23 protein-coding genes are annotated in these 24334 nt (G+C 57.2%); 5 read left to right on the forward strand and 18 right to left on the reverse strand.

Translation table 11 applies throughout. From position 1 onward, the window contains the following. Positions 1–6 precede the first annotated feature (6 nt). The 6 genes from ugpB to livK form a co-directional block, all read right to left on the reverse strand. Positions 7–1323: a sn-glycerol-3-phosphate ABC transporter substrate-binding protein UgpB gene (gene ugpB / locus USF70_RS18755; protein ID WP_023310025.1), complete on the reverse strand. Its 1317-nt coding sequence runs from the start codon at positions 1321–1323 to the stop codon at positions 7–9. A gap of 351 nt (positions 1324–1674) precedes the next feature. Further along, entirely contained in the window at positions 1675–2388 is a 714-nt protein-coding gene (livF, locus tag USF70_RS18760; protein WP_008500102.1) for a high-affinity branched-chain amino acid ABC transporter ATP-binding protein LivF, read from the reverse strand. A 1-nt stretch (position 2389) separates the two neighbouring features. Beyond that, complete coding sequence (gene livG / locus USF70_RS18765; RefSeq protein WP_023310024.1) at positions 2390–3157, reverse strand: high-affinity branched-chain amino acid ABC transporter ATP-binding protein LivG; 768 nt, start codon at positions 3155–3157, stop codon at positions 2390–2392. Continuing rightward, positions 3154–4431, reverse strand: coding sequence for a branched chain amino acid ABC transporter permease LivM (gene livM / locus USF70_RS18770; protein ID WP_023310023.1), 1278 nt, complete (start codon positions 4429–4431; stop codon positions 3154–3156). Before livM ends, livG begins: the two co-directional genes overlap by 4 nt. Further along, positions 4428–5354, reverse strand: coding sequence for a high-affinity branched-chain amino acid ABC transporter permease LivH (livH, locus tag USF70_RS18775; RefSeq protein WP_008500099.1), 927 nt, complete (start codon positions 5352–5354; stop codon positions 4428–4430). Before livH ends, livM begins: the two co-directional genes overlap by 4 nt. A gap of 46 nt (positions 5355–5400) precedes the next feature. Continuing rightward, on the reverse strand, positions 5401–6510 hold the full coding sequence (livK, locus tag USF70_RS18780) for a high-affinity branched-chain amino acid ABC transporter substrate-binding protein LivK (RefSeq protein ID WP_039264148.1): 1110 nt from the start codon (positions 6508–6510) through the stop codon (positions 5401–5403). Positions 6511–6934: 424 nt separating this feature from the next. On the opposite strand from livK, the gene panM reads away from it, so the two are divergent. Further along, complete coding sequence (gene panM / locus USF70_RS18785; protein WP_023334145.1) at positions 6935–7318, forward strand: aspartate 1-decarboxylase autocleavage activator PanM; 384 nt, start codon at positions 6935–6937, stop codon at positions 7316–7318. Between the two features lie 177 nt (positions 7319–7495). Here panM and livJ read toward each other — a convergent pair whose 3' ends face one another. The 6 genes from livJ to ftsY form a co-directional block, all read right to left on the reverse strand. Continuing rightward, entirely contained in the window at positions 7496–8596 is a 1101-nt protein-coding gene (gene livJ, locus USF70_RS18790; protein WP_072163886.1) for a branched chain amino acid ABC transporter substrate-binding protein LivJ, read from the reverse strand. 197 nt (positions 8597–8793) lie between these two features. Continuing rightward, positions 8794–10059: a 4-aminobutyrate--2-oxoglutarate transaminase gene (locus USF70_RS18795; protein ID WP_029741816.1), complete on the reverse strand. Its 1266-nt coding sequence runs from the start codon at positions 10057–10059 to the stop codon at positions 8794–8796. 136 nt (positions 10060–10195) lie between these two features. Beyond that, on the reverse strand, positions 10196–11053 hold the full coding sequence (gene rpoH, locus USF70_RS18800; RefSeq protein ID WP_033144392.1) for an RNA polymerase sigma factor RpoH: 858 nt from the start codon (positions 11051–11053) through the stop codon (positions 10196–10198). 251 nt (positions 11054–11304) lie between these two features. Further along, complete coding sequence (ftsX, locus tag USF70_RS18805) at positions 11305–12360, reverse strand: permease-like cell division protein FtsX (protein ID WP_032662628.1); 1056 nt, start codon at positions 12358–12360, stop codon at positions 11305–11307. Next, a complete protein-coding gene (gene ftsE, locus USF70_RS18810) occupies positions 12353–13018 on the reverse strand; it encodes a cell division ATP-binding protein FtsE (RefSeq protein ID WP_025758973.1) in 666 nt (221 codons plus the stop codon). The genes ftsX and ftsE overlap by 8 nt, the downstream gene beginning before the upstream one ends. Before the next feature lie 2 nt (positions 13019–13020). Beyond that, positions 13021–14481 (reverse strand): signal recognition particle-docking protein FtsY, encoded by a 1461-nt coding sequence (gene ftsY, locus USF70_RS18815; protein ID WP_087823774.1) that lies wholly within the window; start codon positions 14479–14481, stop codon positions 13021–13023. A 127-nt stretch (positions 14482–14608) separates the two neighbouring features. Between ftsY and rsmD the strand changes: the two genes are divergently transcribed. Next, positions 14609–15211, forward strand: coding sequence for a 16S rRNA (guanine(966)-N(2))-methyltransferase (gene rsmD, locus USF70_RS18820; protein WP_023334140.1), 603 nt, complete (start codon positions 14609–14611; stop codon positions 15209–15211). Continuing rightward, positions 15195–15476, forward strand: a complete 282-nt coding sequence (locus USF70_RS18825) for a DUF1145 family protein (RefSeq protein ID WP_087823770.1) — start codon at positions 15195–15197, stop codon at positions 15474–15476. Before rsmD ends, USF70_RS18825 begins: the two co-directional genes overlap by 17 nt. A gap of 60 nt (positions 15477–15536) precedes the next feature. Here the strand turns inward: USF70_RS18825 and USF70_RS18830 are convergent, their stop codons facing one another. Further along, entirely contained in the window at positions 15537–15893 is a 357-nt protein-coding gene (locus tag USF70_RS18830; protein ID WP_320735902.1) for a DUF2500 domain-containing protein, read from the reverse strand. 129 nt (positions 15894–16022) lie between these two features. Here USF70_RS18830 and USF70_RS18835 point away from each other — a divergent pair, with 129 nt between their 5' ends. Both USF70_RS18835 and zntA read left to right on the forward strand, forming a co-directional pair. After that, a complete protein-coding gene (locus tag USF70_RS18835; protein WP_029741976.1) occupies positions 16023–16649 on the forward strand; it encodes a lysoplasmalogenase in 627 nt (208 codons plus the stop codon). Between the two features lie 76 nt (positions 16650–16725). Next, positions 16726–18897 carry a Zn(II)/Cd(II)/Pb(II) translocating P-type ATPase ZntA gene (gene zntA / locus USF70_RS18840; RefSeq protein WP_320735903.1) on the forward strand — a complete coding sequence of 724 codons (2172 nt, stop codon included), beginning with the start codon at positions 16726–16728 and terminating at the stop codon, positions 18895–18897. An 88-nt stretch (positions 18898–18985) separates the two neighbouring features. Here the strand turns inward: zntA and ubiA are convergent, their stop codons facing one another. The 5 genes from ubiA to malK form a co-directional block, all read right to left on the reverse strand. Next, the gene (gene ubiA / locus USF70_RS18845; protein WP_032662636.1) at positions 18986–19855 is read right to left on the reverse strand and encodes a 4-hydroxybenzoate octaprenyltransferase; all 870 of its coding nucleotides are present in this window, start codon (positions 19853–19855) and stop codon (positions 18986–18988) included. A gap of 12 nt (positions 19856–19867) precedes the next feature. Then, entirely contained in the window at positions 19868–20365 is a 498-nt protein-coding gene (gene ubiC, locus USF70_RS18850) for a chorismate lyase (protein ID WP_023334136.1), read from the reverse strand. 180 nt (positions 20366–20545) lie between these two features. Continuing rightward, the gene (malM, locus tag USF70_RS18855; RefSeq protein ID WP_320735904.1) at positions 20546–21499 is read right to left on the reverse strand and encodes a maltose operon protein MalM; all 954 of its coding nucleotides are present in this window, start codon (positions 21497–21499) and stop codon (positions 20546–20548) included. Positions 21500–21612: 113 nt separating this feature from the next. Further along, positions 21613–22950, reverse strand: coding sequence for a maltoporin (locus USF70_RS18860; protein WP_072210885.1), 1338 nt, complete (start codon positions 22948–22950; stop codon positions 21613–21615). Positions 22951–23021: 71 nt separating this feature from the next. Beyond that, positions 23022–24131: a maltose/maltodextrin ABC transporter ATP-binding protein MalK gene (gene malK / locus USF70_RS18865; RefSeq protein WP_023310005.1), complete on the reverse strand. Its 1110-nt coding sequence runs from the start codon at positions 24129–24131 to the stop codon at positions 23022–23024. Positions 24132–24334: the final 203 nt, after the last annotated feature.

Genomic DNA, 24334 nt, shown 5'->3' on the forward strand with positions numbered 1-24334 from the left:
TTTGAATTACGATTTGGTCGACTGCTCAAAGCGGCGCAGCAGCTGATTCCCGCGCTCTACCGCAGAGTCCAGCGCCTGCTGTGGCGTTTTCTTCCCGGTCCACACGCTTTCCAGCTCTTCATCCACGATGGTGCGGATCTGCGGCATGTTGCCCAGACGCAGGCCTTTGGTGAACGGCAACGGCGGCTTGTTCAGCATCTGACGCGTCGCAATGTCCGCCCCTGGGTTCTTGCTGTAGAAGCCCTGCTCGCGGGTCAGGTCGTACGCGGCTTTGGTGATCGGCAGGTAGCCGGTCTTCTGATGCCATTCGGCGGCGTTTTCAGGCTTGGCCAGGAAGTCGAGGAATTCGGCTACGCCTTTGTAGGTGCCCTTGTCTTTACCCTGCATCACCCACAGGCTCGCCCCGCCGATGATGGCGTTCTGCGGCGCGCCCTTCACGTCAGCGTCGTACGGCATCATGCCCACGCCGTAGTTGAATTTGGCGTAGTGACGGATATCCGCCAGCGAGCCGGAAGAGGCGGTGGTAATGGCGCAGTCGCCGTTGTAGAACTTCTCGGTGGATTCGTCTTTACGTCCGAAGTAGCTGAAGTCGCCCTTCTTGTTCAGATCGGCAAGCAGCGCGATATGCTTCACCTGCTCAGGCTTGTTGAACTCCAGGACCGCATCGGTGCCGTCGAAGCCGTTGTTTTTGGTCGCAACCGGCAGACCGTGCCAGGCGCTGAAGTTTTCAATCTGGATCCAGCCCTGCCAGCCGCTGGCGTAGCCGCACTTCATCCCCGCCGCCTTCAGCTTCGCGGTGTACTCCGCCAGGTCCTGCCAGGTTTTTGGCGGCTGCTCCGGGTCTAAACCGGCTTTTTTGAAGGCGTCTTTGTTGTAGTACAGCACCGGCGTGGAGCTGTTAAACGGCTGAGACAGCAGGTGGCCGGTTTTGGAATCGGTGTAGTAACCCGCTACGGTCGGCACGAACTGCGACTCGTCGAAGTTGATGCCCGCTTCTTTGAACACTTCATACACCGGTTTGATGGCTTTAGAGGCCATCATGGTGGCGGTACCCACTTCATAAACCTGTAACAGGGCCGGTGCGTTACCCGTACGGAAGGCGGCGATGCCCGCGCTCAGGCTCTGCTCGTAGTTGCCTTTGTACACCGGCACAATTTTGTAATCCGGATGGGTGTCGTTGAAACGCTGCGCCAGGGAGTCAACTTCTTTACCCAACTCCCCTTCCATGGAATGCCAGAACGGAATGGTGGTGACAGCCATTGCGTTCGTCGCAAAAGCCAGACCCAGTGCCAGACCCAAAGCTGTGTGTCGTAACGATGTCATTGTCATCTCTCTTATTGTGCCGGATGCGCGATATCACGCGTTTTATGCTCGCGAGGTAACATGACATGCTCGAATTACAGAAAAATAACTGTTTGTTTACAGATAAGTGACAGCCAGGCGTCAGGGGGATGATGGTTGTGTGAAAGGGGCTGGGGGTGTGGTTTAGGTGCGGTCTGGTGTTCTCACCCCGCCCCTCACCCACAGGGAGAGGGAAAAAACATTAAAAAAGGCAACTTGCGTTGCCTTTTTGCTTTTACCTCGTGCGGTCTGGTGCCCTCACCCCGACCCTCTCCCACGGGGAGAGGGAGAAAACATTAAAAAAGGCAACTTGCGTTGCCTTTTTGCTTTTACCTATCCGCCCAGATACGCGCTCCGCACCGCTTCGTTCGCCAGCAGCGCGTCGCCGGTATCCTCCAGCACCACGCGGCCGTTCTCCAGCACGTAGCCACGATCGGCGAGCTTCAGCGCCTGGTTGGCGTTCTGCTCGACGAGGAAGATGGTCATCCCCTCTTTGCGCAGCTGCTCGATGGTGTCGAAAATCTGCTGGATGATGATCGGCGCCAGACCGAGCGACGGTTCGTCCAGCAGCAGCAGGCGCGGCTGGCTCATCAGCGCGCGGCCAATCGCCAGCATCTGCTGCTCACCGCCGGACATGGTGCCCGCACGCTGGATGCGGCGCTCCCACAGGCGCGGGAAGAGTTCATATACCCACTTGATGCGGGTCTGGTATTCATCGCGGTGAGCGAAGAACCCGCCCATCGCCAGGTTCTCTTCCACCGTCATGCGGGAGAAGACGCGGCGCCCTTCCGGAACAATCGCCACCGCCTCGCGCATGATTCTGGCGGTCTGCCAGTCGGTAATGTCTTTACCATCGAACACAATCCGCCCGCTGGTGGCGCGCGGGTCGCCGCACAGGGTGCCGAGCAGCGTGGTTTTGCCCGCGCCGTTGGCGCCAATCAGGGTCACGATTTCACCCTGATTGATATGCAGGCTGACGTCGTGCAGCGCCTGGATCTTGCCGTAGTGCGCGTTGACCTTGTCGAACGTTAACATCGCTTTTTCCATCTTATGCCTCACCAAGGTATGCGCGGATCACGTCCGGGTTGTTGCGGATCTCTTCCGGCGTGCCGTTTGCCAGCGGCGTGCCCTGGTTTACCACGTAGATACGGTCCGAAATGCCCATCACCAGCTTCATGTCGTGCTCAATCAGCAGGATGGTGGTGTCGTGACTGTCGCGCAGCTCGGCAATCAGCTCGTCCAGCTCTTTGGTCTCTTTCGGGTTGAGCCCTGCCGCCGGTTCGTCGAGCATCAGGATTTCCGGCTGCGTCACCATGCAGCGCACGATCTCCAGGCGACGCTGGTCACCGTAGGCCAGGTTGCTCGCCTGACGGTTGGCGTGCTGCAGCAGGCCAATTCGGTCGAGCCAGGTGGCGGCGCGGTCAAGCGCTTCATCCTGCGCGCGGCGGAAGGCCGGGGTTTTAAGCAGGCCGGAGAACAGCCCGGTTTTCAGCTGCTGATGCTGCGCCACCAGCAGGTTCTCAATCACCGTCATCTCGCGGAACAGACGAACGTGCTGGAAGGTACGCACCACGCCCATGCGGGCGATCTGCTGGCCCGGCAACCCTTCCAGGTGCTGATCGCGCAGCATGATGGTGCCGCCCGTTGGCTTGTAGAAACCGGTCAGACAGTTAAAGACCGTGGTTTTCCCTGCGCCGTTCGGACCAATCAGGGAGACAATCTCTTTCTTGTGCAAATCCAGATTCACGTTGTTGACCGCCAGCAGGCCGCCAAAACGCATCATCAGACCGTTAACGGATAATAATGGCTGACTCATGCCTGCTCTCCTTTCGCTTGCCCGTTCTTCAGCTTCAGCTGTGGACGGGTCATCGGCAGCAGACCCTGCGGACGCCAGATCATCATCAGCACCATCAAACCACCCAGCATCAGCATGCTGTATTCGTTAAAGTCGCGCATCAGCTCGCGCGAGACCACCAGCAGGATGGCCGCGAGGATAACGGCGAACTGCGAGCCCATCCCGCCGAGCACCACAATCGCCAGCACAAAGGCGGATTCGGCGAAGGTGAACGATTCCGGGCTAACGAAGCCCTGACGCGCGGCGAACAGCGTTCCGGCGAAACCGGCAAACGCGGCGCTGATGGTGAACGCGGTCAGCTTGATGCGGGTCGGGTTCAGGCCCAGGGAGCGGCAGGCGATCTCATCTTCACGCAGCGCTTCCCACGCGCGGCCCAGCGGCATGCGCAACAGGCGGTTGATCACGAACAGGGTAATCACCACCAGCAGCAGCGCCACCAGATAGAGCCAGATCACGCGGTCGGACGGGTCATACTTCACGCCGAAGAAGTTGCTGAAGGTATCCCAGCCGCCTTCGCGGGCGGTACGGCTGAACTCCAGGCCGAAGAAGGTCGGTTTCGGGATCTGGCTGATGCCGTTCGGGCCGCCGGTCACTTCGGTGTTGTTGAGCAGCAGGATACGGACGATTTCACCGAAGCCTAAGGTCACAATCGCCAGGTAGTCGCCACGCAGGCGCAGTACCGGGAAGCCAAGCAGGAAGCCTGCAGCGGCAGAGACCAGCCCTGCCAGCGGCAGGCAGGTCCAGAAGCCGAGACCGTAATAGTGGTTCAGCAGCGCGAAGGTATAGGCGCCGATGGCGTAGAAGCCGCCGTAGCCCAGCACCAGCAGGCCCGAGAGCCCCACGACCACGTTCAGACCGAGACCGAGAATCACGTAGATCATGGTCAGAGTGGCGATATCCACGGTGCCACGCGACACCACGAACGGCCACGCTACGGCGGCCACCAGCAGCGCCACGAGGAACAGCTTCTGCTTAACAGTAGAACCGTCGATTGCCGGCAGGACGAATTTCGGACCGGAGACGTTTTTCAGCGTCTTCTGGAACAGCGGACGCAGCAGCTGGAACAGGAACACCACGGCCGTACCGATAAATACCCACTGCCAGCGGATGTCAGCTGCGGTATCGACAACCAGTTTGGTGCCATTCAGCTCAAGCTGGACGCCCATAAAGACGCTGGCCAGCACGAAGAACATGGCGGCAGAGAGCAGCGCCATTGCAAAATGCATCGGTTTCATACTTTCTCTACCTCCGGACGGCCCAGAATACCGGTAGGCATCACCAGCAGAACCAGAATCAGCAGGGCAAACGACACCACGTCTTTATATTCCGTGCTCAGGTACGCCGAGGAGAGCGCTTCGGCCACGCCCAGGATCAGGCCACCGATCATCGCGCCCGGAATACTGCCGATACCGCCCAGAACCGCCGCGGTGAAGGCTTTCATCCCGGCCATAAAGCCGATGTACGGGTTGATCACGCCGTAGAACTGGCCGAGCAGGACGCCCGCCACCGCCGCCATCGCGGCGCCAATCACGAAGGTCAGGGCAATCACGCGGTCGGTGTTGATGCCGAGCAGGCTCGCCATCTTCAGGTCTTCCGCGCAGGCGCGGCAGGCGCGTCCCATACGCGAGTAGCGGATGAACAGCGTCAGGGCAAGCATCGCAATAAAGGTCACGACCCAGATAACCAGCTGCATGGTGGTGATAGAGGCCGCGAAGTTTTCGCTGGCCCCCACAATCCACTGGCCGTTAAACAGGCTTGGCAGCGCCACGTCGCGCGAGCCTTCGGTCAGGCTGACGTAGTTTTGCAGGAAGATCGACATCCCGATCGCGGAAATAAGCGCAATCAAACGCTTGGAGCTGCGCACCGGCCGGTAGGCCACGCGTTCAATGCTCCAGCCGTAGGCGCTGGCAATCACGATCGCGCCGACAAACCCGGCGGCGACCAGCAGCCAGCTGCTGTCGATGCCCATCATCATCAGGGCGGCGATAATCATAAAGGAGACGTAGCTACCGATCATGTACACCTCGCCGTGGGCGAAGTTGATCATGCCGATAATGCCGTAAACCATCGTATAGCCGATGGCGATCAGCGCGTAGGTGCTTCCCAGCGTAACGCCGTTAAACATCTGCTGCAGGAAATAGAGAAACTGCTCGGACATATGCAAACCTTTTTATACCCGCCCGTCATGCCGGGCGGTGGGATAATTATTTGGCGGCCGAGGATGAACCGTCGGCGTGCCACTTAAAGACACCAAACTCAAATCCCTTCAGATCGCCTTTCTCATCCCAGTTCAGCGGCCCAATCACGGTGTTCGCCCCGTGTGCTTTTAAATCTTTCACCAGATCCAGCGGTTCTTTGCTGCCGGAGCGATCCAGCGCGGTGGCCAGAGACTGTACGGCCGCGTAGGTGATCCAGACGTACGGACCACTCGGATCTTTCTTCTGCGCCTTGAGCGCATCCACGATAGCCTTGTTGGCCGGATCCTGGTCATAGCGTTTTGGCATCGTCACCAGCATGCCTTCGGCAGAATCCCCCGCGATGTTTGACAGGGAGGCATTGCCCACGCCCTCTGGCCCCATAAACTGGGTTTTCAGACCGGTGGCACGCGCCTGACGCAGCATCTGGCCCATCTCCGGGTAGTAGCCGCCGTAGTAAACGAAGTCGATATTCTCTTTTTGCAGGCGAGCAATCAGCGCGGAGAAGTCTTTCTCACCGGCGGTAATGCCGTCGAAGAAGACGATGTTCGCGCCGCCTTTTTTCAGGCCGTCCTGCACGGAGCGCGCCAGGCCTTCGCCGTACTGCTGTTTGTCATGAATAATGGCAATGCGCTGTGGCTTAACGGTCTCGAGGATGTATTTGGCGGCGGTGGGGCCCTGCGAGGAGTCCAGACCGGCGGTACGCATAATGTGCTGGTAGCCGCGCTGGGTCAGTTCCGGGTTCGTTGCGCCTGGGGTGATCATCAGAATGCCTTCGTCTTCGTAGATATCAGACGCCGGCTGCGTGGAGGATGAGCACAGGTGGCCGATCACATACTGAATACCGTCGTTGACGATTTTGTTGGCGACCGCGACGGCCTGTTTAGGATCGCAGGCGTCGTCATATTCCACGCCCACCAGCTTGTCGCCTTTGATACCGCCCTTGGCGTTGATGTCTTTGATGGCCTGGCGCGCGCCGTTGAACTCCATGTCACCCCACTGGGCAACAGGGCCGGACATCGCGCCCACTACCGCAACTTTAATGTCGTCTGCCATAGCGGCATGCGAGATCGACAGTGCGACCATCCCCGCGATTAACGTCTTCGCGTTCCTTTTCATCTCTGAATCCCCATTCGTGATGTCGTGTTTATATTTTGTTTTATTATGGTTAAAAAGCATTCTGTACTTTTAATGAACAACGCTATTTTTACCAGTGCCTTTAATGGTTTAGCGCAGTTTTTTGTCAAAAACCAGACTAAAATCTCTATTTTTCAGGCGATTAAGCAAAGATAATATTCTGAAATCAGGCAGAGATAAACAAATAAAAGTGCAGTTTGCAGCATAAAATAACGGTACAAAGCGCCGAATAAATCACTACCGTTCAGGTTAAAATTCTGCTTATTTTTCGATCCATGTGTTTTCAAACTGCCCAACGCGTTGCCAAAAAACTAATCACCTGGTTAATGAGAATAAAAAGAGGAAGCCGCTGAGTGAATAAATTGAGTACACTGCCCCTACTCAATCTGATTTGGACAAGTGGCTAATGAAACTGACTATCGTGCGTCTGGTGACCTTTAGCGACCAGGATCATATCGACCTGGGCAAGATCTGGCCGGAATATTCCCCTTCGTCGCTGCGCGTTGATGAGACCCACCGCATTTATGCCGCGCGTTTTAACGAACGCCTGCTGGCAGCGGTTCGCGTAACCCTGAGCGGTACAGAGGGAGCGCTGGACTCGCTGCGCGTGCGTGACGTCACCCGTCGTCGCGGTGTGGGACAGTATTTAATTGAAGAAGTGATCCGCGAAAACCCGAGCGTGACCTCATGGTGGATGGCTGATGTGGGCGTGGAAGACCGCGGCGTGATGGCGGCGTTTATGCAGGCGTTAGGGTTTACGGCGCAGGAAAGCGGGTGGGAGAAGCGCTAAAAGAAAGCCGGGTGGCGGCTGCGCCTTACCCGGCCTACATTATCTGCCGCATTTTCCCAAGCATTTCGTGTTGCAGGAAGGCGGCAAGTTATGAAATCCCCGGGAGCTTACATAAGTAAGTGACCGGGGTTGAATAACGCAGCCAACGCACCTGCGGCGCGAAAGGCGACGGGAAAATTATTTGGCGTCTGTCGCCGTACCGTTAGCATGCCAGTCAAACACGCCGAACTCGAAGCCCTTCAGGTCGCCCTTCGCGTCCCAGGAGAGTGGTCCCATGACGGTCTCGACGGTATTCGCTTTCAGCCAGGTGGCAATCTCAGCCGGATCGGCTGACTGGTTCAGGCCCGCCTGCAGAGACTGCAGCGCCGCGTAGGTGGTCCAGACGAACGCGCCGCTTGGATCCTGTTTCTTCGCCTTGATGGCATCTACGATAGGTTTGTTCGCAGGGACCTGATCGTAGTTCTTCGGTTTGGTCACCAGCAGGCCTTCAGCTGATTCACCCGCAATGTTAGACAGGGAAACGTTCGCCACGCCTTCCGGGCCCATAAACTGGGTTTTCAGGCCCGCAGCGCGCGCCTGGCGCAGGATCTGGCCCATTTCCGGGTGGTAGCCACCGTAGTAAACGAAATCAATATTCTCTTTCTTCAGACGCGCCACCAGGGTGGAGAAGTCTTTCTCACCGGCGGTGATCCCGTCGAAGAACACCACGTCGGCATTCGCTTTCTTGAGGTTATCCTGCACTGAACGCGCCAGACCTTCACCGTACTGCTGCTTGTCATGAACGATGGCAATGCGCTTCGGCTTCACTTTTTCAACGATGTATTTCGCCGCGGTTGGGCCCTGGTCAGAGTCCAGACCGGTGGTGCGCAGGGTCAACTTGTAGCCACGCGCGGTCAGCTCCGGTGCGGTCGCTGCCGGGGTGATCATCAGAATACCTTCGTCTTCGTAGATGTCAGACGCTGGCTGAGTAGAGGAAGAGCACAGGTGACCGATAACGTATTTGATCCCGTCGTTCACCACTTTGTTCGCGACCGCGACCGCTTGTTTCGGGTCACAGGCATCATCATATTTTACGATCTGCAGTTTTTCGCCCTTGATACCGCCCTTAGCATTAATGTCTGCAACCGCCTGTTCAGCGCCGGTAAATTCCTGGTCGCCGTACTGTGCTACCGGACCGGACATTGCGCCAACCACAGCCACCTTGATGTCTGCCTGTGCCATGGTGCTGAATGCCAACGCGATACATCCTGCCAGTAACGCTTTACCCTTCATGTTCATCCTGAGATTCCCCATTATTATGGTTATTACGATTGTTGTGATGTTGTTGTGCAGCGCTTTATGTCAGTTATAGGTGTGCTGTCCGCGCTTTTTCAGCATACTCTGCTAAAACATACCCGATTTTTATGATTTTGGAATAGCTAATTTGAAATGAATATATGATAAGCCCGGCAGGGATTTTCGCCGGGCATATGGCTTTAACGTGTCAGCGACGCGGAGATAATGTCCAGCGCTTTACGGAACTGCGCTTCAGGGATAGTCAGCGGATACAGGAAACGAATGACGTTGCCGTAGACGCCGCAGCTCAGCAGCAGCAGCCCTTCCTGCAACGCGCGCTCCTGCACCTGTCGAGTAAATTCCGGCGAAGGCTGGCCCGTTTGCGGGTCGTTAAACTCCACCGCCACCATCGATCCCTGCGCGCGAATGTCAGCGATATACGGGCAGTGTTCCTTCGCTTTGTTCAGCACTTCCACCAGGTGATGGCCAAGATGCGCCGAACGCGTGCAGAGATCCTCTTCATCAATCACGTCGAGCACGGCATGCGCCGCCGCAATCGCCAGCGGGTTCCCGGCGTAGGTACCGCCCAGCCCGCCCGGTGCAGGGGCGTCCATGACCTCCGCACGGCCCGATACCGCTGAGAGCGGCATCCCGCCCGCCAGGCTTTTCGCCATGGTGATCAGATCGGGCTTCACGCAGTGGTGTTCCATCGAGAACAGCTTGCCGGTACGGGCGAAGCCGCTTTGCACCTCGTCGGCAATCAGCAAAATACCGTGGGTGTCGCACAGGGCGCGCAGCGCCTGCATAAAATCAGCTGGCGCAATGTTGAAACCGCCCTCTCCCTGAACCGGTTCGAGAATAATGGCCGCGACCTGATCGGGTGCGATATCCGCCTTAAAGATGCGTTCCAGGCTTTTCAACGCTTCCGCCGTGCTGACGCCGTGCAGTTCATTCGGATACTGCGCGTGATACACCGAACCGGGGAACGGGCCAAAGCCGAGCTTGTACGGCGCAACTTTGCCGGTCAGCGCCATGGTCATAAAGGTGCGGCCGTGGAACGCGCCGCCGAAGGTGATAAGGCCGGGACGTTTGGTGTACGCTCGGGCAATTTTGACCGCGTTTTCGACCGCCTCAGCCCCCGTGGAGAAGAACGCGGTTTTGGCCGGACCGTCAACGGGCACGCGCTGGTTGATGCGCTCGGCAAGCGCCACATAGCCTTCGTACGGCACAATCTGGTACGCCGTATGGGTAAACGCGTGGAGCTGTTTTTCAATCGCGGAAATGACTTTTGGATGGCGATGGCCGGTATTCAGCACCGCGATCCCGGCGGCGAAGTCGATGTACTCGTTACCTTCCACGTCCCACACCGTGGCGTTTTCAGCTTTATCAGCATAGAAGTTACACATCACGCCGATGCCGCGCGGCGTCGCCTGTAAACGCCGGTCGTTCAGTTCGTTATTTTTCACCCTGTCCCCCTGAGAAAGTCGCCTGCTTAGCGCATCAGTAAGTGTTTGCCAGGGGGAGGGAATTCGCCAGAGCGGGCGCTAAAAAAACAAAACCCCCGGACTTTCATCCAGGGGTTCTCGGTGTACTTCGCGGAAATTACGCTTCGATAGCGGCGCGAAGTTTTTTCATGGCGTTCTTTTCAAGCTGACGGACACGTTCCGCAGAAACGCCGTAGCGGTCGGCCAGCTCCTGCAGCGTGGACTTGTTGTCTTCGTCCAGCCAGCGGGCGCGGATAATATCCTGGCTACGCTCGTCGAGGCCTTCCATCGCATGGGTCAGCTTGTTCGCGGCCTGATCTTCCCAGTTATCCTCTTCGATGCCGTCAGCAAAGTTAGAGGTTTTATCCTGCAGATACAGAACCGGCGCCATCGGCTGGCTGTCAGATGCGTCGTCGTCGGAGGACATATCAAAGGTCATGTCCTGCGCGGCCATACGGGATTCCATCTCACGCACGTCTTTGCTGGATACGCCCAGCTCGCGCGCCACCATTTCCACTTCATCCTGATTGAACCAGCCCAGACGCTGCTTGGCTTTACGCAGGTTGAAGAACAGTTTGCGTTGCGCTTTTGTCGTGGCGACTTTCACGATACGCCAGTTGCGCAGCACGTATTCATGAATTTCTGCTTTGATCCAGTGCACAGCGAAGGAGACGAGTCGCACACCCACTTCCGGGTTAAAGCGACGCACAGCCTTCATCAGGCCGATGTTACCTTCCTGAATCAAGTCCGCCTGCGGCAGGCCATAGCCCGCATAGTTACGAGCAATGTGAACAACAAAGCGCAGGTGAGACAGGATCAGCTTTTTCGCTGCTTCCAGATCGCCCTGGTAATGCAGCTTTTCAGCAAGCTCCTTTTCTTCCTCGGCCGTTAACATCGGCCAGGTGTTCGCAGCCCGGATATAAGATTCCAGGTTACCAACAGGGGCTAAAGCTAAAGTTTGCATTTCTTTGGTCATTCATTCCTCTCAATGTTTCTTCTGGTCCTGGTCGTCCCCGTCAGGCAACAACCATGCCAAAGCGTTTGAGCAACGAGATTAGCATTCACTCTTTTATCAGACAGTGATTTTATCCACAAGTTCCAGGTGCAACGGTGAATAAATTACGCACAAATTGTGACATGAAGATGATAACAGGGGAAGCGACAACAGGGACGCTTTCCCTGCAGAGCGAGCATCTCGGTGCAGGGAAAGATTATATCACGCTTTTATTAGTCGGGAGTAAAGTGACGTAAATGTTGAACGGTTGCCAGCCAGGCTGCCACCCACCCAATCATCGAACAAACCAGCAGCAGCAACAGACACTCATCGAAGCCTAACCCGCTGATATCAAACTTGGTTCCGAAAACCTGCGCCACTTCAGTGACGGCGGACGAAAGCCGCATCACCAAAATTTCTGACAATATCAGTGAAAGAAATGCACCGGAAAAACCGAGCAATGCGCCACCGTAAAGGAATGGTCGGAGGATGAAACCATCCGTCGCACCAATCAGTTTCTGCACGTTAATAGTATCGCGACGGGCAAAGATGCTCAGGCGCACGCTGTTGCCGATGACGAGGAAGACCGCCGCCACCATCAGCACGCCAATCATCGCCGCGACGCGTCCTACCAGCCCGGTCAGGGCAGCAAGGCGCGCAAACCAGCTGTCGTCCATGCGCACTTCATCAATGCCCTTGATGCGCGTGATGCGATCGCGCAGGGTGTTAAGCGAATCGGTCCCCTGGAAATCCAGCTTCGGGATCACCACCGCCACGGCGGGCAGCGGGTTCTCTTCGAGCATATCCAGCGCGCCGCCAAAACCAGACCAGTTACGGAACTCGCCCAGCGCGTCTTCACGGGAGAGATAGTTGACCTTCTCCACGCCCTGCTCGGCCTGGATTTGCCCGACCACCTGTGCCGCGGCGTTATCGTCGAGCGCTTTATCCATATAGACCGTGATCTGCGGAGACGGATAATACTGTGAGGCCGCCTGGTTGACGTTTTTATAGACCATATAGCAGACGCTTGGCAGCGTCAGGGAGATGGCGATCACCATCACCGTCAGGAACGTCGCCAGCGGTTTGCTTTTCAGGTCCTGCAGCGCGCCGTGGAAGGCGTAGCGCACCTGCTCGTTAAACACGTTGGTTTTACGGGAAGCCGGTTTTGGCGCGGCCTTCTGGCGCTTCGGCGCATTACGATTGCCGTCACCACCGCCCTGCGGCTTACGGAAACGGTCAAACCGGTTTCCGAACTGCCGAATCTGGTTTATTGCATCACGCTTATTCACCGTGGCCTCCGTGCAAATGCCCGTCGCTCAGGGTCAGCATGCGGTACGAACGACGGGAAATGAGCCCGATGTCGTGCGTCGCCATCAATACGGTGACTCCTACGCGGTTGAATTCCTCAAACAGACGCAAAATCCCTTCGGACAGGGCATCGTCCAGGTTACCGGTTGGTTCATCCGCCAGCAGTACGGCAGGCTTGTTCACCACCGCGCGGGCGATGCCCACGCGCTGCTGTTCACCGCCGGAGAGCTGGATCGGGAAGTTCTTCGCTTTGTCCAGCAGCCCGACCTTATCCAGCGCCGCAGAGACGCGACGGCGGATATCGTCATAGCTGGCGCCGGCAATAATCAGCGGAATGGCCACGTTATCGAAAACGGTGCGATCCATCAGCAGGTGGTGATCCTGGAAAATCATGCCGATCTGACGACGCAGGAACGGCACTTCGCGGTTTTTCAGGCGGCTGATCTCATGGCCGCCAAAAAAGATTTTCCCGGCGCTTGGCCGCTCGATCCCACAGATAAGCTTGAGCAGGGTACTTTTCCCCGCGCCGGAATGGCCGGTCAGGAATGCCATCTCGCCCGGCTGCAGGTGGAATGTCACCCCCTGCAGCGCTTGTCTCCCACCGAGATAGGCCTTGCTGACGTGTTCAAAGCGAATCATTGTTAGTCCTCTCGGGCAAATAATGCCTCAATAAAGTCGTCCGCCTTAAACGGACGCAAATCCTCAATACGCTCGCCCACACCGATGTAGCGGATAGGAATACCGAACTGATCGGCCACGGAGAAGATCACCCCGCCTTTCGCGGTGCCGTCCAGCTTGGTCAGCGCGATCCCCGTCAGTCCTACCGCTTCATTGAACAGCTTCGCCTGGCTGATGGCGTTCTGTCCGGTGCTGGCATCAATGGTCAGCATAATTTCATGCGGTGCGTCTTCGTCCAGCTTCTTCATGACGCGGACGATTTTCTTCAACTCTTCCATCAGGTGCGATTTGTTCTGCAAACGCCCTGCGGTATCGGCAATCAGCACGTCCACGTTGCGCGCCTTCGCCGCCTGGATGGCGTCGAAGATCACGGACGCAGAATCCGCGCCGGTATGCTGGGCAATCACCGGAATGTTGTTGCGCTGGCCCCAAACCTGCAGCTGCTCAACCGCTGCCGCGCGGAAGGTATCGCCCGCCGCCAGCATCACCGATTTGCCCTGCTGCTCGAACTGACGCGCCAGCTTGCCGATGGTGGTAGTTTTACCCACGCCGTTCACGCCGACCATCAGAATAACAAATGGCGTTTTGCCTTCAATATTAAGCGGTTCGTCAACTTTTGCGAGAATTTCACCCATCTCGTCTTTCAGCAAACCGTACAGCGCTTCGGCGTCGCGCAGCTGTTTGCGGCTCGCCCCTTCGGTCAGATTGGCGATGATCTTACGGGTGGTTTCCACGCCGACGTCCGCAATCAGCAGCTGTTCTTCCAGCTCTTCAAAGAGATCGTCGTCGATCTTCTTGCCGCGGAACAGACTGATAAATCCGGAACCTAAGTTTTCTTTGGTTTTGAGCAGGCTGCGCTTCAGGCGCGCGAAGAAACCTTCTTTGGTCGGTTTTTCCTGCTCCTGGACGCTCTCTTCTTCGGCCTGCTCTTCTACCGGCACGACGATAATCGCCTCTTCCGCGGCTTCTGCCGCCAGCGCCTGGGCTTCCAGCTCTTCATCGGTCAGCTCTGGCTCGAGTGCCGCTTCTTCTTCCACCGCCTCAACAATTTCAACGGTTTCCGCTTCGGCCTGCCACTCCTCGGCAGACACCTCTTCGGCTTTCACCTCTTCCGGCAGCGGCAGCTCTTCGTGTTCGATAACGGCCTGCGGCGCTTCGGCAAGGGCCTCAATGACAACCGGCTCTGGCTTCTCGCTCTCCTGAACCTGTTCCGTGACCTCAACCACCTCTTCAGCAAAGGATTCAATCTCTTCTTTGCTGTGCGCCGTTTCTTCCGCTTCGACAACCGCGGCGGTTTCTACAGGCGTTTCAGGCTGTGACTGCTCTTCAACGGCTTGTTGCTCTTCGGTTTTCTGTTCTGTTTCTTGCTCTTTTTCACCGAAGCCCAGCCAGGAAAAGAAGCCACGTTTTTTTTGTTTTGCCATCTGCGACTACACTCCTCGCGGCGCTATATACATGGAAGCTAAAAAAATGATGAAATAGTCTAACACTTTACTTAATTGACATCACCGCCCGCAATCGCAGGCCAATTGTTAACAGAGCTTTCCTGAGATGAAGAAACCCAACCGCGCCCCGGCCGGTCAAATTCGTATTATCGGCGGTCAGTGGCGAGGCCGGAAATTACCGGTGCCGGACAGCCCCGGTTTACGCCCTACTACTGACCGCGTGCGCGAGACGCTGTTTAACTGGCTGGCCCCGTCAATGGTAGACGCCCACTGCCTGGACTGCTTCGCCGGAAGCGGCGCGCTCGGCCTGGAAGCGCTGTCGCGCTATGCCGCCAGCGCCACGCTGCTGGAGATGGAGCGCGGCGTGGCGCAGACGCTGCAGCAAAATCTGGCGACGCTGAAGGCGAGCAACGCCAAAGTCGTGAACACCAACACGCTGAGTTTTCTTGCGCAGAAAGGCACGCCGCATAACGTGGTGTTTGTCGATCCGCCGTTCCGCAAGGGGCTGCTGGAAGAGACGTTATCCCTGCTTGAGCAAAACGGCTGGCTGGCGGATGACGCGCTAATTTACGTTGAAAGCGAAGTGGAAAACGGTCTGCCGCCGGTTCCCACTCACTGGGATCTGCACCGCGAAAAGGTCGCAGGCCAGGTCGCTTACCGTCTTTATCACCGTCAGGCACAAGGAGGCTCCGATGCCGGTACTGACTAACCTGGGACGTTTGCTGATGCTGGGCGTCTGGGCATTTTTGATTTTAAATCTTGTGCACCCGTTCCCGCGCCCGATGAATATTTTCGTTAACGTGGCGCTGATTTTCACGTCGTTTATGCACGCCCTGCAGATGGTGATGCTGAAAAACGGCCTGCCGAAAGACGGCCCGCAGATGACGGGCTGGCAGCAGCTGCGCGTGTTTATTTTCGGGGTGTTTGAACTGCTGGTGTGGATGAAAAAGTTTAAGGCGCAGGTGAAGAAGTAAGGGGCGGCCTGATGCCCTCACCCTAACCCTCTCCCACAGGGAGAGGGGACCGTTCGTGCATTATTCCGTCCTGAACCCTTCAAACCGCGTCCCTTTGTAGCTCAACGTCCCTTTCTCCCCCACCGTCAGCTGATGGTACTGCTGCGCCTCCAGGCGGAAGGTCATCTCCAGGCCGCCTGCTTCCGGCCTAAAGCTCGCTTCATAGCGCATTGCTGTGCCCGCAGGCGTCACCTGCTGCTGGCGCGAGCGGCGGTCGTTGAGCGGTTTCTCGCGTTTGTTGGTCACCACCATGCGCTTTTGCATCAGCGGTGCGGCATCGTTATCCGCCTTCTCGCGGCGCTGCTGCACGAAACGGAACGAGGCGGCAATGACGATAATCGCCACCACGATAATGAAAAAAAGCGGTATCTTGCTCATTCGACAATCCCATCAGATTTTGCGGAATTCAGGATACCTTGCCTCCCCCGCCATTGCCAAACGCCCGCCCGCGTCACTACACTGGATCAGAAACTGATTATTCAGACTTAACAGATACAGGGAGTTAATATGCTTTGGTCATTTATCGCTGTCTGTTTTTCCGCATGGCTTTATGTCGATGCATCGTACCGCGGTCCCACCTGGCAGCGCTGGTTGTTTAAACCGGTCACGCTGTTGCTCCTGCTGCTGCTGGCCTGGCAAGCGCCGATGTTTAACGCCGTCAGCTATCTGGTGCTCGCCGGGCTGTGTGCATCACTGATTGGCGATGCCTTAACCCTGCTGCCGCGCCAGCGCCTGCTGTACGCCGTTGGGGCGTTCTTCCTCTCCCATCTGCTGTATACCATCTACTTTGCCAGCCAGATGACGCTCTCCTTCTTCTGGCCGCTGCCGCTGGTGCTGCTGGTGATTGGCGCCCTGCTGATTGCGGTGATCTGGTCGCGTCTGGAAGAGATGCGTTTGCCGGTCTGTACGTTTATCGCCATGACGCTGGTGATGGTGTGGCTGGCGGGCGAACTGTGGTTCTTCCGTCCGACCGCTCCGGCGATGTCCGCGTTCTTCGGCGCCGCGCTGCTGCTGATCGGGAATGTCGTCTGGCTGGGCAGCCACTATCGCCGCCGCTTCCGGGCGGATAACGCGATAGCCTCCGCGTGTTACTTTGCCGGGCATTTCCTGATTGTGCGTTCGCTGTATATCTAAATTGCGCTTGACTCTGGAGTCGACTCCAGAGTGTATGCTGCGGTTAATGAGAAAATTATCATTGCCGGAGACTGCCATGTCGACTCCAGAAATACCTAAAAAAGTTCCTCAATTCTCGGCACTTAAGCTCAGCCCGGCTCCGTCGAAAGACGACTGCTGCTGCGAAGGCGCGTGCGAAACGCCAACTCAACCCCTTCCTGAAAGCGGCAACCGCTACAGCTGGGTCGTCAACGGCATGGACTGCGCGGCCTGCGCCCGCAAGGTGGAAAACGCCGTCAAGCAGGTGCCGGGCGTGAGTCACGTTCAGGTGCTGTTCGCCACCGAAAAGCTGCTGGTCAGCGCCGATAGCGACGTCAGCAAACAGGTTGAAGCCGCCGTCAGCAAGGCGGGCTATACCCTGCGTAGCGAAACGGCGCCCGTTGAAAAAGCCTCCTCCCTGAAAGAAAACCTGCCGCTCATTACCCTCATCATCATGATGGCCCTGAGCTGGGGTCTGGAGCAGATTAACCATCCGTTCGGCAATCTGGCGTTTATCGCCACCACGCTGGTCGGCCTGTTCCCGATTGCCCGTCAGGCGCTGCGCCTGATGAAAAGCGGCAGCTGGTTTGCCATCGAAACGCTGATGAGCGTGGCTGCAATCGGCGCACTGTTCATTGGCGCGACGGCAGAAGCGGCGATGGTGCTGCTGCTGTTCTTAATCGGCGAACGCCTTGAGGGCTGGGCGGCGAGCCGGGCGCGTAAAGGGGTCAGCGCGCTGATGGCGCTGAAGCCGGAAACCGCCACTCGCGTGATAAACGGCACGCGTGAAACGGTCGCCATCAATACGCTGCGCCCGGATGACGTGATTGAGGTGGCCGCAGGGGGGCGTCTGCCCGCCGACGGCGCGCTGCTTACCGCCACCGCGAGCTTTGATGAAAGCGCCCTGACCGGGGAAGCCATTCCGGTAGAGCGCGCCGCGGGTGAAAAAGTGCCTGCTGGCGCCACCAGCGTCGACCGTCTGGTGCAGCTCACCGTGCTTTCCGAGCCGGGCGACAGCGCCATCGACCGTATCCTTAAGCTGATTGAAGAGGCAGAGGAGCGCCGCGCGCCGGTCGAACGCTTTATCGATCGCTTCAGCCGGATTTATACCCCTGCCATCATGCTGGTTGCCCTGCTGGTCACCGTCGTCCCGCCGCTGTTCTTTGGCGCGCCGTGGGAGGGCTGGATTTATAAAGGGCTGACGCTGCTGCTGATTGGCTGCCCGTGCGCGCTGGTGATTTCCACCCCGGCGGCGATTACCTCAGGTCTGGCGGCGGCGGCGCGTCGCGGCGCGCTGATTAAGGGCGGCGCGGCGCTGGAACAGCTGAGCCAGGTTCAGCATATCGCCTTCGATAAAACCGGTACGCTGACCGTGGGCAAGCCGCAGGTGACCGGCGTGTATCCTCAGGAAACCAGTGAAGATGAGCTGCTTACATTGTCCGCCGCCGTTGAACAGGGGTCCACTCACCCGCTGGCGCAGGCGATTGTGCGAGAAGCGCAGTCGCGCGGGCTGAATATCCCTCCGGCAACCGCCCAGCGGGCGCTGGTCGGGTCAGGGATTGAGGCCACCGTTGACGGTAAAAAGGTGCTGATTGTCGCGGCAGGCAAGTCTTCCAGTCCAGAGGTTGAGGCGTTAGAACAGACCGGACAAACCGTCGTGACCGTCCTGCAGGACGGCGTGGCGAAGGGAATGCTGGCGCTGCGCGATACTCTGCGCGATGACGCCAAAGAAGCCGTAGCGGCGCTGCACAAGCTGGGCGTGCAGGGCGTTATTCTTACCGGTGATAACCCTCGCGCGGCGGCAGCGATTGCCGGTGAGCTGGGGCTGGAGTTTAAAGCCGGACTGTTGCCTGCGGATAAGGTCAGCGCCGTGACGGCGCTGAACGCCCGCGCGCCGCTGGCGATGGTCGGTGACGGGATTAACGATGCCCCGGCGATGAAAGCGTCCACCATCGGTATAGCGATGGGCAGCGGAACCGACGTGGCGCTGGAAACGGCCGACGCGGCGCTGACCCACAACCGCCTGACCGGGCTGGCGCAGACGATCGCCCTGGCGCGCGCGACGCGGGCCAACATCCGTCAGAACATCGGCATTGCGCTCGGTCTGAAGGGGATTTTCCTGGTGACGACCCTGCTCGGCATGACCGGACTGTGGCTGGCGGTGCTGGCGGATACCGGGGCAACGGTGCTGGTGACGGCGAACGCGCTTCGGCTGCTGCGTCGCCGATAAAAAAAAGCCCGGTGGCGCTAACGCTTACCGGGCCTAGATGTCCTGCTAACTCGTAGGTCGGGTAAGGCGAAGCCGCCACCCGACTTTTTTATAAGAAATAGCTCATCGCCAGGCCTAAAAACAGCACCAGACCAACGTAGTTGTTGTTCATAAACGCTTTAAAGCAGGCGTCGCGTTCACGCTTCGCAATCAGCTTTTGCTGATAAGCAAACAGCAGTCCCGCCACCAGCACGGACCAGTAAAACTCCCAGTTCAGCCCGTTCAGGCGACCGATCGCAACCATCAGCGCCAGTACCGCGACCTGCAGGATGCCGATAATCAGCTTGTCCTGACGACCAAAGAGGATGGCGGTGGATTTGATGCCAATTTTCAGGTCATCGTCGCGGTCTACCATCGCGTATTGCGTGTCATACGCCACCGCCCAGAGAATGTTCGCCAGGAACATCAGCCAGCAGCTGAGCGGTAAGGACTCACTAACCGCCGCAAACGCCATCGGAATCGACCAGCCAAACGCCGCGCCCAGCACCACCTGAGGCAGGTGGGTATAGCGCTTCATAAAGGGATATACCCAGGCCAACGCCAGCGCCGCAACGGAAAGCAGAATGGTCATGGTGTTGAGGGTTAACACCAGCAGGAAAGAGAGCAGCACCAGAACAATGAACAGCACGCGGGCTTCTTTCCCGGTGACCTGCCCGCTGGGTAACGGACGACCGGCAGTACGCTTAACATGACCGTCGAATTTACGATCGGCATAGTCATTCACCACGCAGCCCGCCGCGCGCATCAGCCAGACGCCGGCAACGAACACGGCCAGGATCCACAGCGGCGGCACGCCTGGCGTGGCGAGCCACAGCGCCCAAAGGGTCGGCCACAGCAGCAGTAACGCGCCAATGGGTTTATCGGTACGCATTAAGCGGTGATACGCCAACAGCTTATTCTGCGTCAGGCTCCACTCCATTTTTTCTTCCTCTTAGTACAACGGTGATGCCGGTAAAAAAAGCTCCGTCAGAATTAACGGTTTACCGCTCAGGCGAAGGCGGGAACGACGCCCCCAGAGTTCGGCATCACGACCAATCTCAATAAAATCCCGGGTAAGCTCAGACGAGGTAAAAAGGTAACGCCCCAGAGGCGTTTTCCCCAGACGTTGCAGCGCGAGCTCTGGCCCGGAAAGGGTGGACTCGGGGACCACCGTCCGCCCGGCAAGCCACGGCTCACCATCAGCACAGAGTAAAATTTCGCGCAGCCAGTAGCGTGGCTCTTGCGGCAGCAGCGGCAGCTCGCTGGCGATCTCATCACCAGAGACAAACCCTTCCTGAATCAGGGTCACCGTGACCGTTTTACCCTGTTGCTCAAAACGTTTCGTCATGGAATCTTCCAGCAACAACCAGTCCAGTTGCTGCGGATCAAGCGCAGGTATTTGGTCGAAATAGCGCAGCGCACGCAGTTGCGTTAGCGCAGGGTGTGACATGCCAGACTCTCCGATACATAACGTAATGGCATTGTATCGCAGAAACACGGATTGAGGGGGGCCAAACGTTATTTAACGATCACGATCGCAACATGGGCGCAACAGCCTGGCCGATACGAAAAAAAGTGCGCCCACTCAGGCGCACCAAACTACTAACAAATCAGCACTGTGGGGAAACGGTTACCCCTTGCCTTTTACACTGCTGATAAAGGTGGAACGGGCAGTGGTTGAACCTAAACGTTCGGCTTCATCAAGCAGTTTCAGCGCTTTATCGACATCGCCGCGCTTCACCGCCTGCTTAATGGCGTTGTTGAAGTACTCTTCGGTGTCGTTCAGTACCGGCTCGGCTTTCTTCGCTGGGGCAGGAGTTGCGGTCGCTACCGGTGCGGCTGCCGTGGCAGCTGGCGCGGTATAGGCAGGAGCAGCTGTGTTACCTACAGTGACAGGGCCGGAACCGGAAGAGCCAAACAGCGGGCCGACCAGCACGCTTGAACCGCTGTTCGTTTTCACCTTCAGCTTTAACATTCCGTCGGTGACGTGACGAGCAATCGGGTCTGGAATATCTGGAATCGCGTTACCGGTACCTTTTGCGTAGGCTTTAGCCGGATCGAGCAACGTGGTGGTCTTCTGAAGATCTTGCTCAGTGGTAAAGACCAGAACGTAGAGTTTTTGCTGGCCCAGCGCTGGCGTAAGGCGCATGACGCCTTCCAGACGGTCGGCGCTCATCACGCCGGGCTCCTGATACGTAAAGTATTCACTTGGGAAAAAGGCAGATGGCGTCATGTTCTGATCGAGAATTAACACGTTTGGTGCAAATACACTCGTCTGCTTATTAACTTCACTGGTCAAGGTAATGGCCAGTTCACCAATATTGGCGGGTACGCTATACGCAGCGACAGGGCCGGTAATACCCGGAACATTAAGTGACTGACCAGCCGTTGAGAGCTGGGTGGTCTGGGTTTTAGACTGATCGACAGGGGTCCAGACAAGCTGTTGCAATGCCGCTGTCGGAATGGCTGGCGCGGATGTTGTGTTTTGCGGAACGAAATTGACGTTAGCGAGCGTTACAGCAGGCGCGCTTGCTAGCAGCCCTGCGGTTAAACAAAGGGCAAGGAGAGTTTTGTTCATTTTCATTGTTATCACCTCAAAATGCACAGGTTCAGCGGTAGCCAGGCAATAGCGCGCCGTCCCAAGGATTGAGGGGCTTGCGCCCCTCAGTTTGGTCATTACGTCAGGTTAAGACGGGATTACCACCAGATTTCCATCTGGGCGCCGAAGGACCACTCATCGTTGTCGCCGCGGCTGAAGCTTTTCGCAGTGGTATCGCTATAGGCCATGCCTGGGGTGTAACCCGCAACGGAGTTTTTACCTGAAGGCGCATAACCCCATTTCTCATCCCACTTGGCATAGGTGGCGAAGACGCGGATTGCTGGACGTGACCAGATGCTGTCGCCAGCCTGCCACTGTTGTGCCAGGGTGATTTTATACTGGTTGTTGGTTTCGCCAGTTTCCTGAGATTTGACGTTGTCGTAGCCCACTTCAAGCAGAGTGCTCATGATAGGCGTCCATTTGTACATAGGACGAACGCCTACGGTCCACCATTTCGTACCGTTGTTGTTATCCCAGTTGATATCCTGGTACATACCGACGTACATCAGATCCCAGCTATCGCCCAGGGAGATAGCACCGTGGTCAAGTACGCGCCACAGGTGCCCGTTGTTGTTGATGCCGTAGTTGATATCGTCAGTGGTGCCAATGTTCGAACCTTGCGACAGACCTTTACCCTGAGAGGTCATAGAGTCAGTTGCATATTGCAGAACGAATTTGTTGTAGCCTTTCAGCATGCTCTGCGTGTGTTCAGCGGTGAACATCCAGCCATCTTTAGATGCGCCGTCGATCAGGTGATAATCATCACGTGGGTTTGCTCGGCCGTAATCAGCCCCCAGCTCCAGGGTACCGCCCGGGTTAATTTCCATCTGGGCTAAACGCACGTCAAAGACATCGTTCGCCGTGCGAGTGGTGTAGTCATAAACGCTGTTGCTGGCGAAGGATGAAGAACCGCCGGCTTCAGAAGAACGGGTTGCAGCCAGAGAGAGCTTACCAAAACCTACGTCGATGTTTTCCAGACCTGCACCAGGACCTGAAATATCCCAGTAGTAGAAGTCGATCATGTGGACGTCATGACGCTGATAGAAGCGCTTACCGGCCCAGATAGTCGAACCTGGCAGCCACTCAATCAGGTTTTTACCCTGCACGTTGGCTTCACGGAACGCCGGGTCAGTGGCCTCCCAGTCGTTCTGTTGCGCCACGGAATACGCGACGTTGGTGTCGAAGTAGAAGCTCTTATCGCCCTCTTTCCACACTTCCTGGCCCAGTTTCAGTTCCGCATAGGTTTCACATTCGTTACCCAGACGGTATTTACTTTGAGCACCGGTTGCCTGGAAGCACTGTTGTTCGCCGCCACTACCCGTCCAGCCGATACCGGAACGAGCATAACCATGGAAATCCACGGCCATTGCCTGAGCAGACATTACGCCCGCTGCGACGGCAACTGCCAGAGGAAGTTTGCGCAGAGTAATCATCATTCTATCTCCTGAGATCATTGCTTTTCTTTGAACACTTCACCTGTCGGTTTCGTGTCTTCTTTTGGGATTGCTTAAACGCCTGGCTCTTTGTGCAACCGACGACATGCAGTGCCATCCTCACGGAACAGATGGCAACGCTCTGGCGGCAAGCCGATAGCGAATGTGGCACCCTCTTCTACCAACACCACGTCGTTCTGGCGGTAGACCAGGTTCTGACGGATGGCGGGGATCTGGATATGAATCTGTGTTTCGTGACCAAGCTGTTCGACGACCTGAACGTCACCTTCCAGGGTCACATCAGCGATGTGGCTCGGCAGCAGGTGCTCAGGACGAATACCGAGGGACATGTTTGCCCCGACCTGTACGTTGGCGCTGTCGACCGGCAGCCAGACCTGCTGGCGGTTTGGCAGCTCCACCTGTACCTGTTCAATGGCTGTCGCGGTCACTTTGACGGGCAGGAAGTTCATCTTTGGCGAGCCAATAAAGCCCGCAACAAAGCGGTCTGCCGGGTAGTGGTACAGCTCCAGCGGTTTACCCACCTGCGCCACGCGGCCGGCATCCAGCACCACGATTTTGTCGGCGAGGGTCATCGCTTCCACCTGATCGTGGGTGACGTAAATCATCGTGCGGCCAAGACGCTTGTGCAGACGGGAGATTTCAATACGCATCTGGACGCGCAGGGCGGCATCCAGGTTAGAAAGAGGTTCATCGAGCAGGAACACGCGCGGTTCGGCCACCAGCGTACGGCCAATCGCCACACGCTGACGCTGACCACCGGAAAGCGCTTTTGGTTTACGCTCCAGCAGGTGGGCCAGCTGTAACACTTCCGCCACCTGCGTCACGCGCTGGTTAATGACCTCTTTCTTCGCGCCGGCCAGCTTCAGGCCGAAGGACATATTTTCGGCAACGGAAAGGTGTGGATAGAGTGCATAAGACTGGAACACCATACCGACGCCACGTTCGGCAGGCGGGATGTCGTTCATTCGGGTATCACCAATCAGCAGGTCGCCGCTGGTAATCGTTTCAAGACCGGCAATCATACGCAGCAGAGTAGATTTACCGCAGCCTGATGGGCCAACAAACACCACGAATTCGCCTTCGTTGATGTCCAGATTGATGTCTTTCGACACCACAACGTCACCCCAGGCTTTCGTTACATTACGCAGCTGTACGCTCGCCATGCCCTTCTCCCTTCGTTACAACCTGTCACCGACAGAAACATTCAAGATAAGTTCACTATGGGGTATCCATTACTTTCCCGAATCCTCCACCCCCCGCCTTTTTTATGGGGGAGGAGGCGGGAGGATGAGGGAGCAGGCTCTGCGACCGCCATGGGCGGGCTGAGGCAAAATTCGTGAAGCCGCCTGCAAAATTCGGTGGGTTT

The organism is Enterobacter sp. 237C8, assembly GCF_034106865.1.
In the GTDB taxonomy this organism is placed as follows: Bacteria; Pseudomonadota; Gammaproteobacteria; order Enterobacterales; family Enterobacteriaceae; genus Enterobacter; species Enterobacter asburiae_B.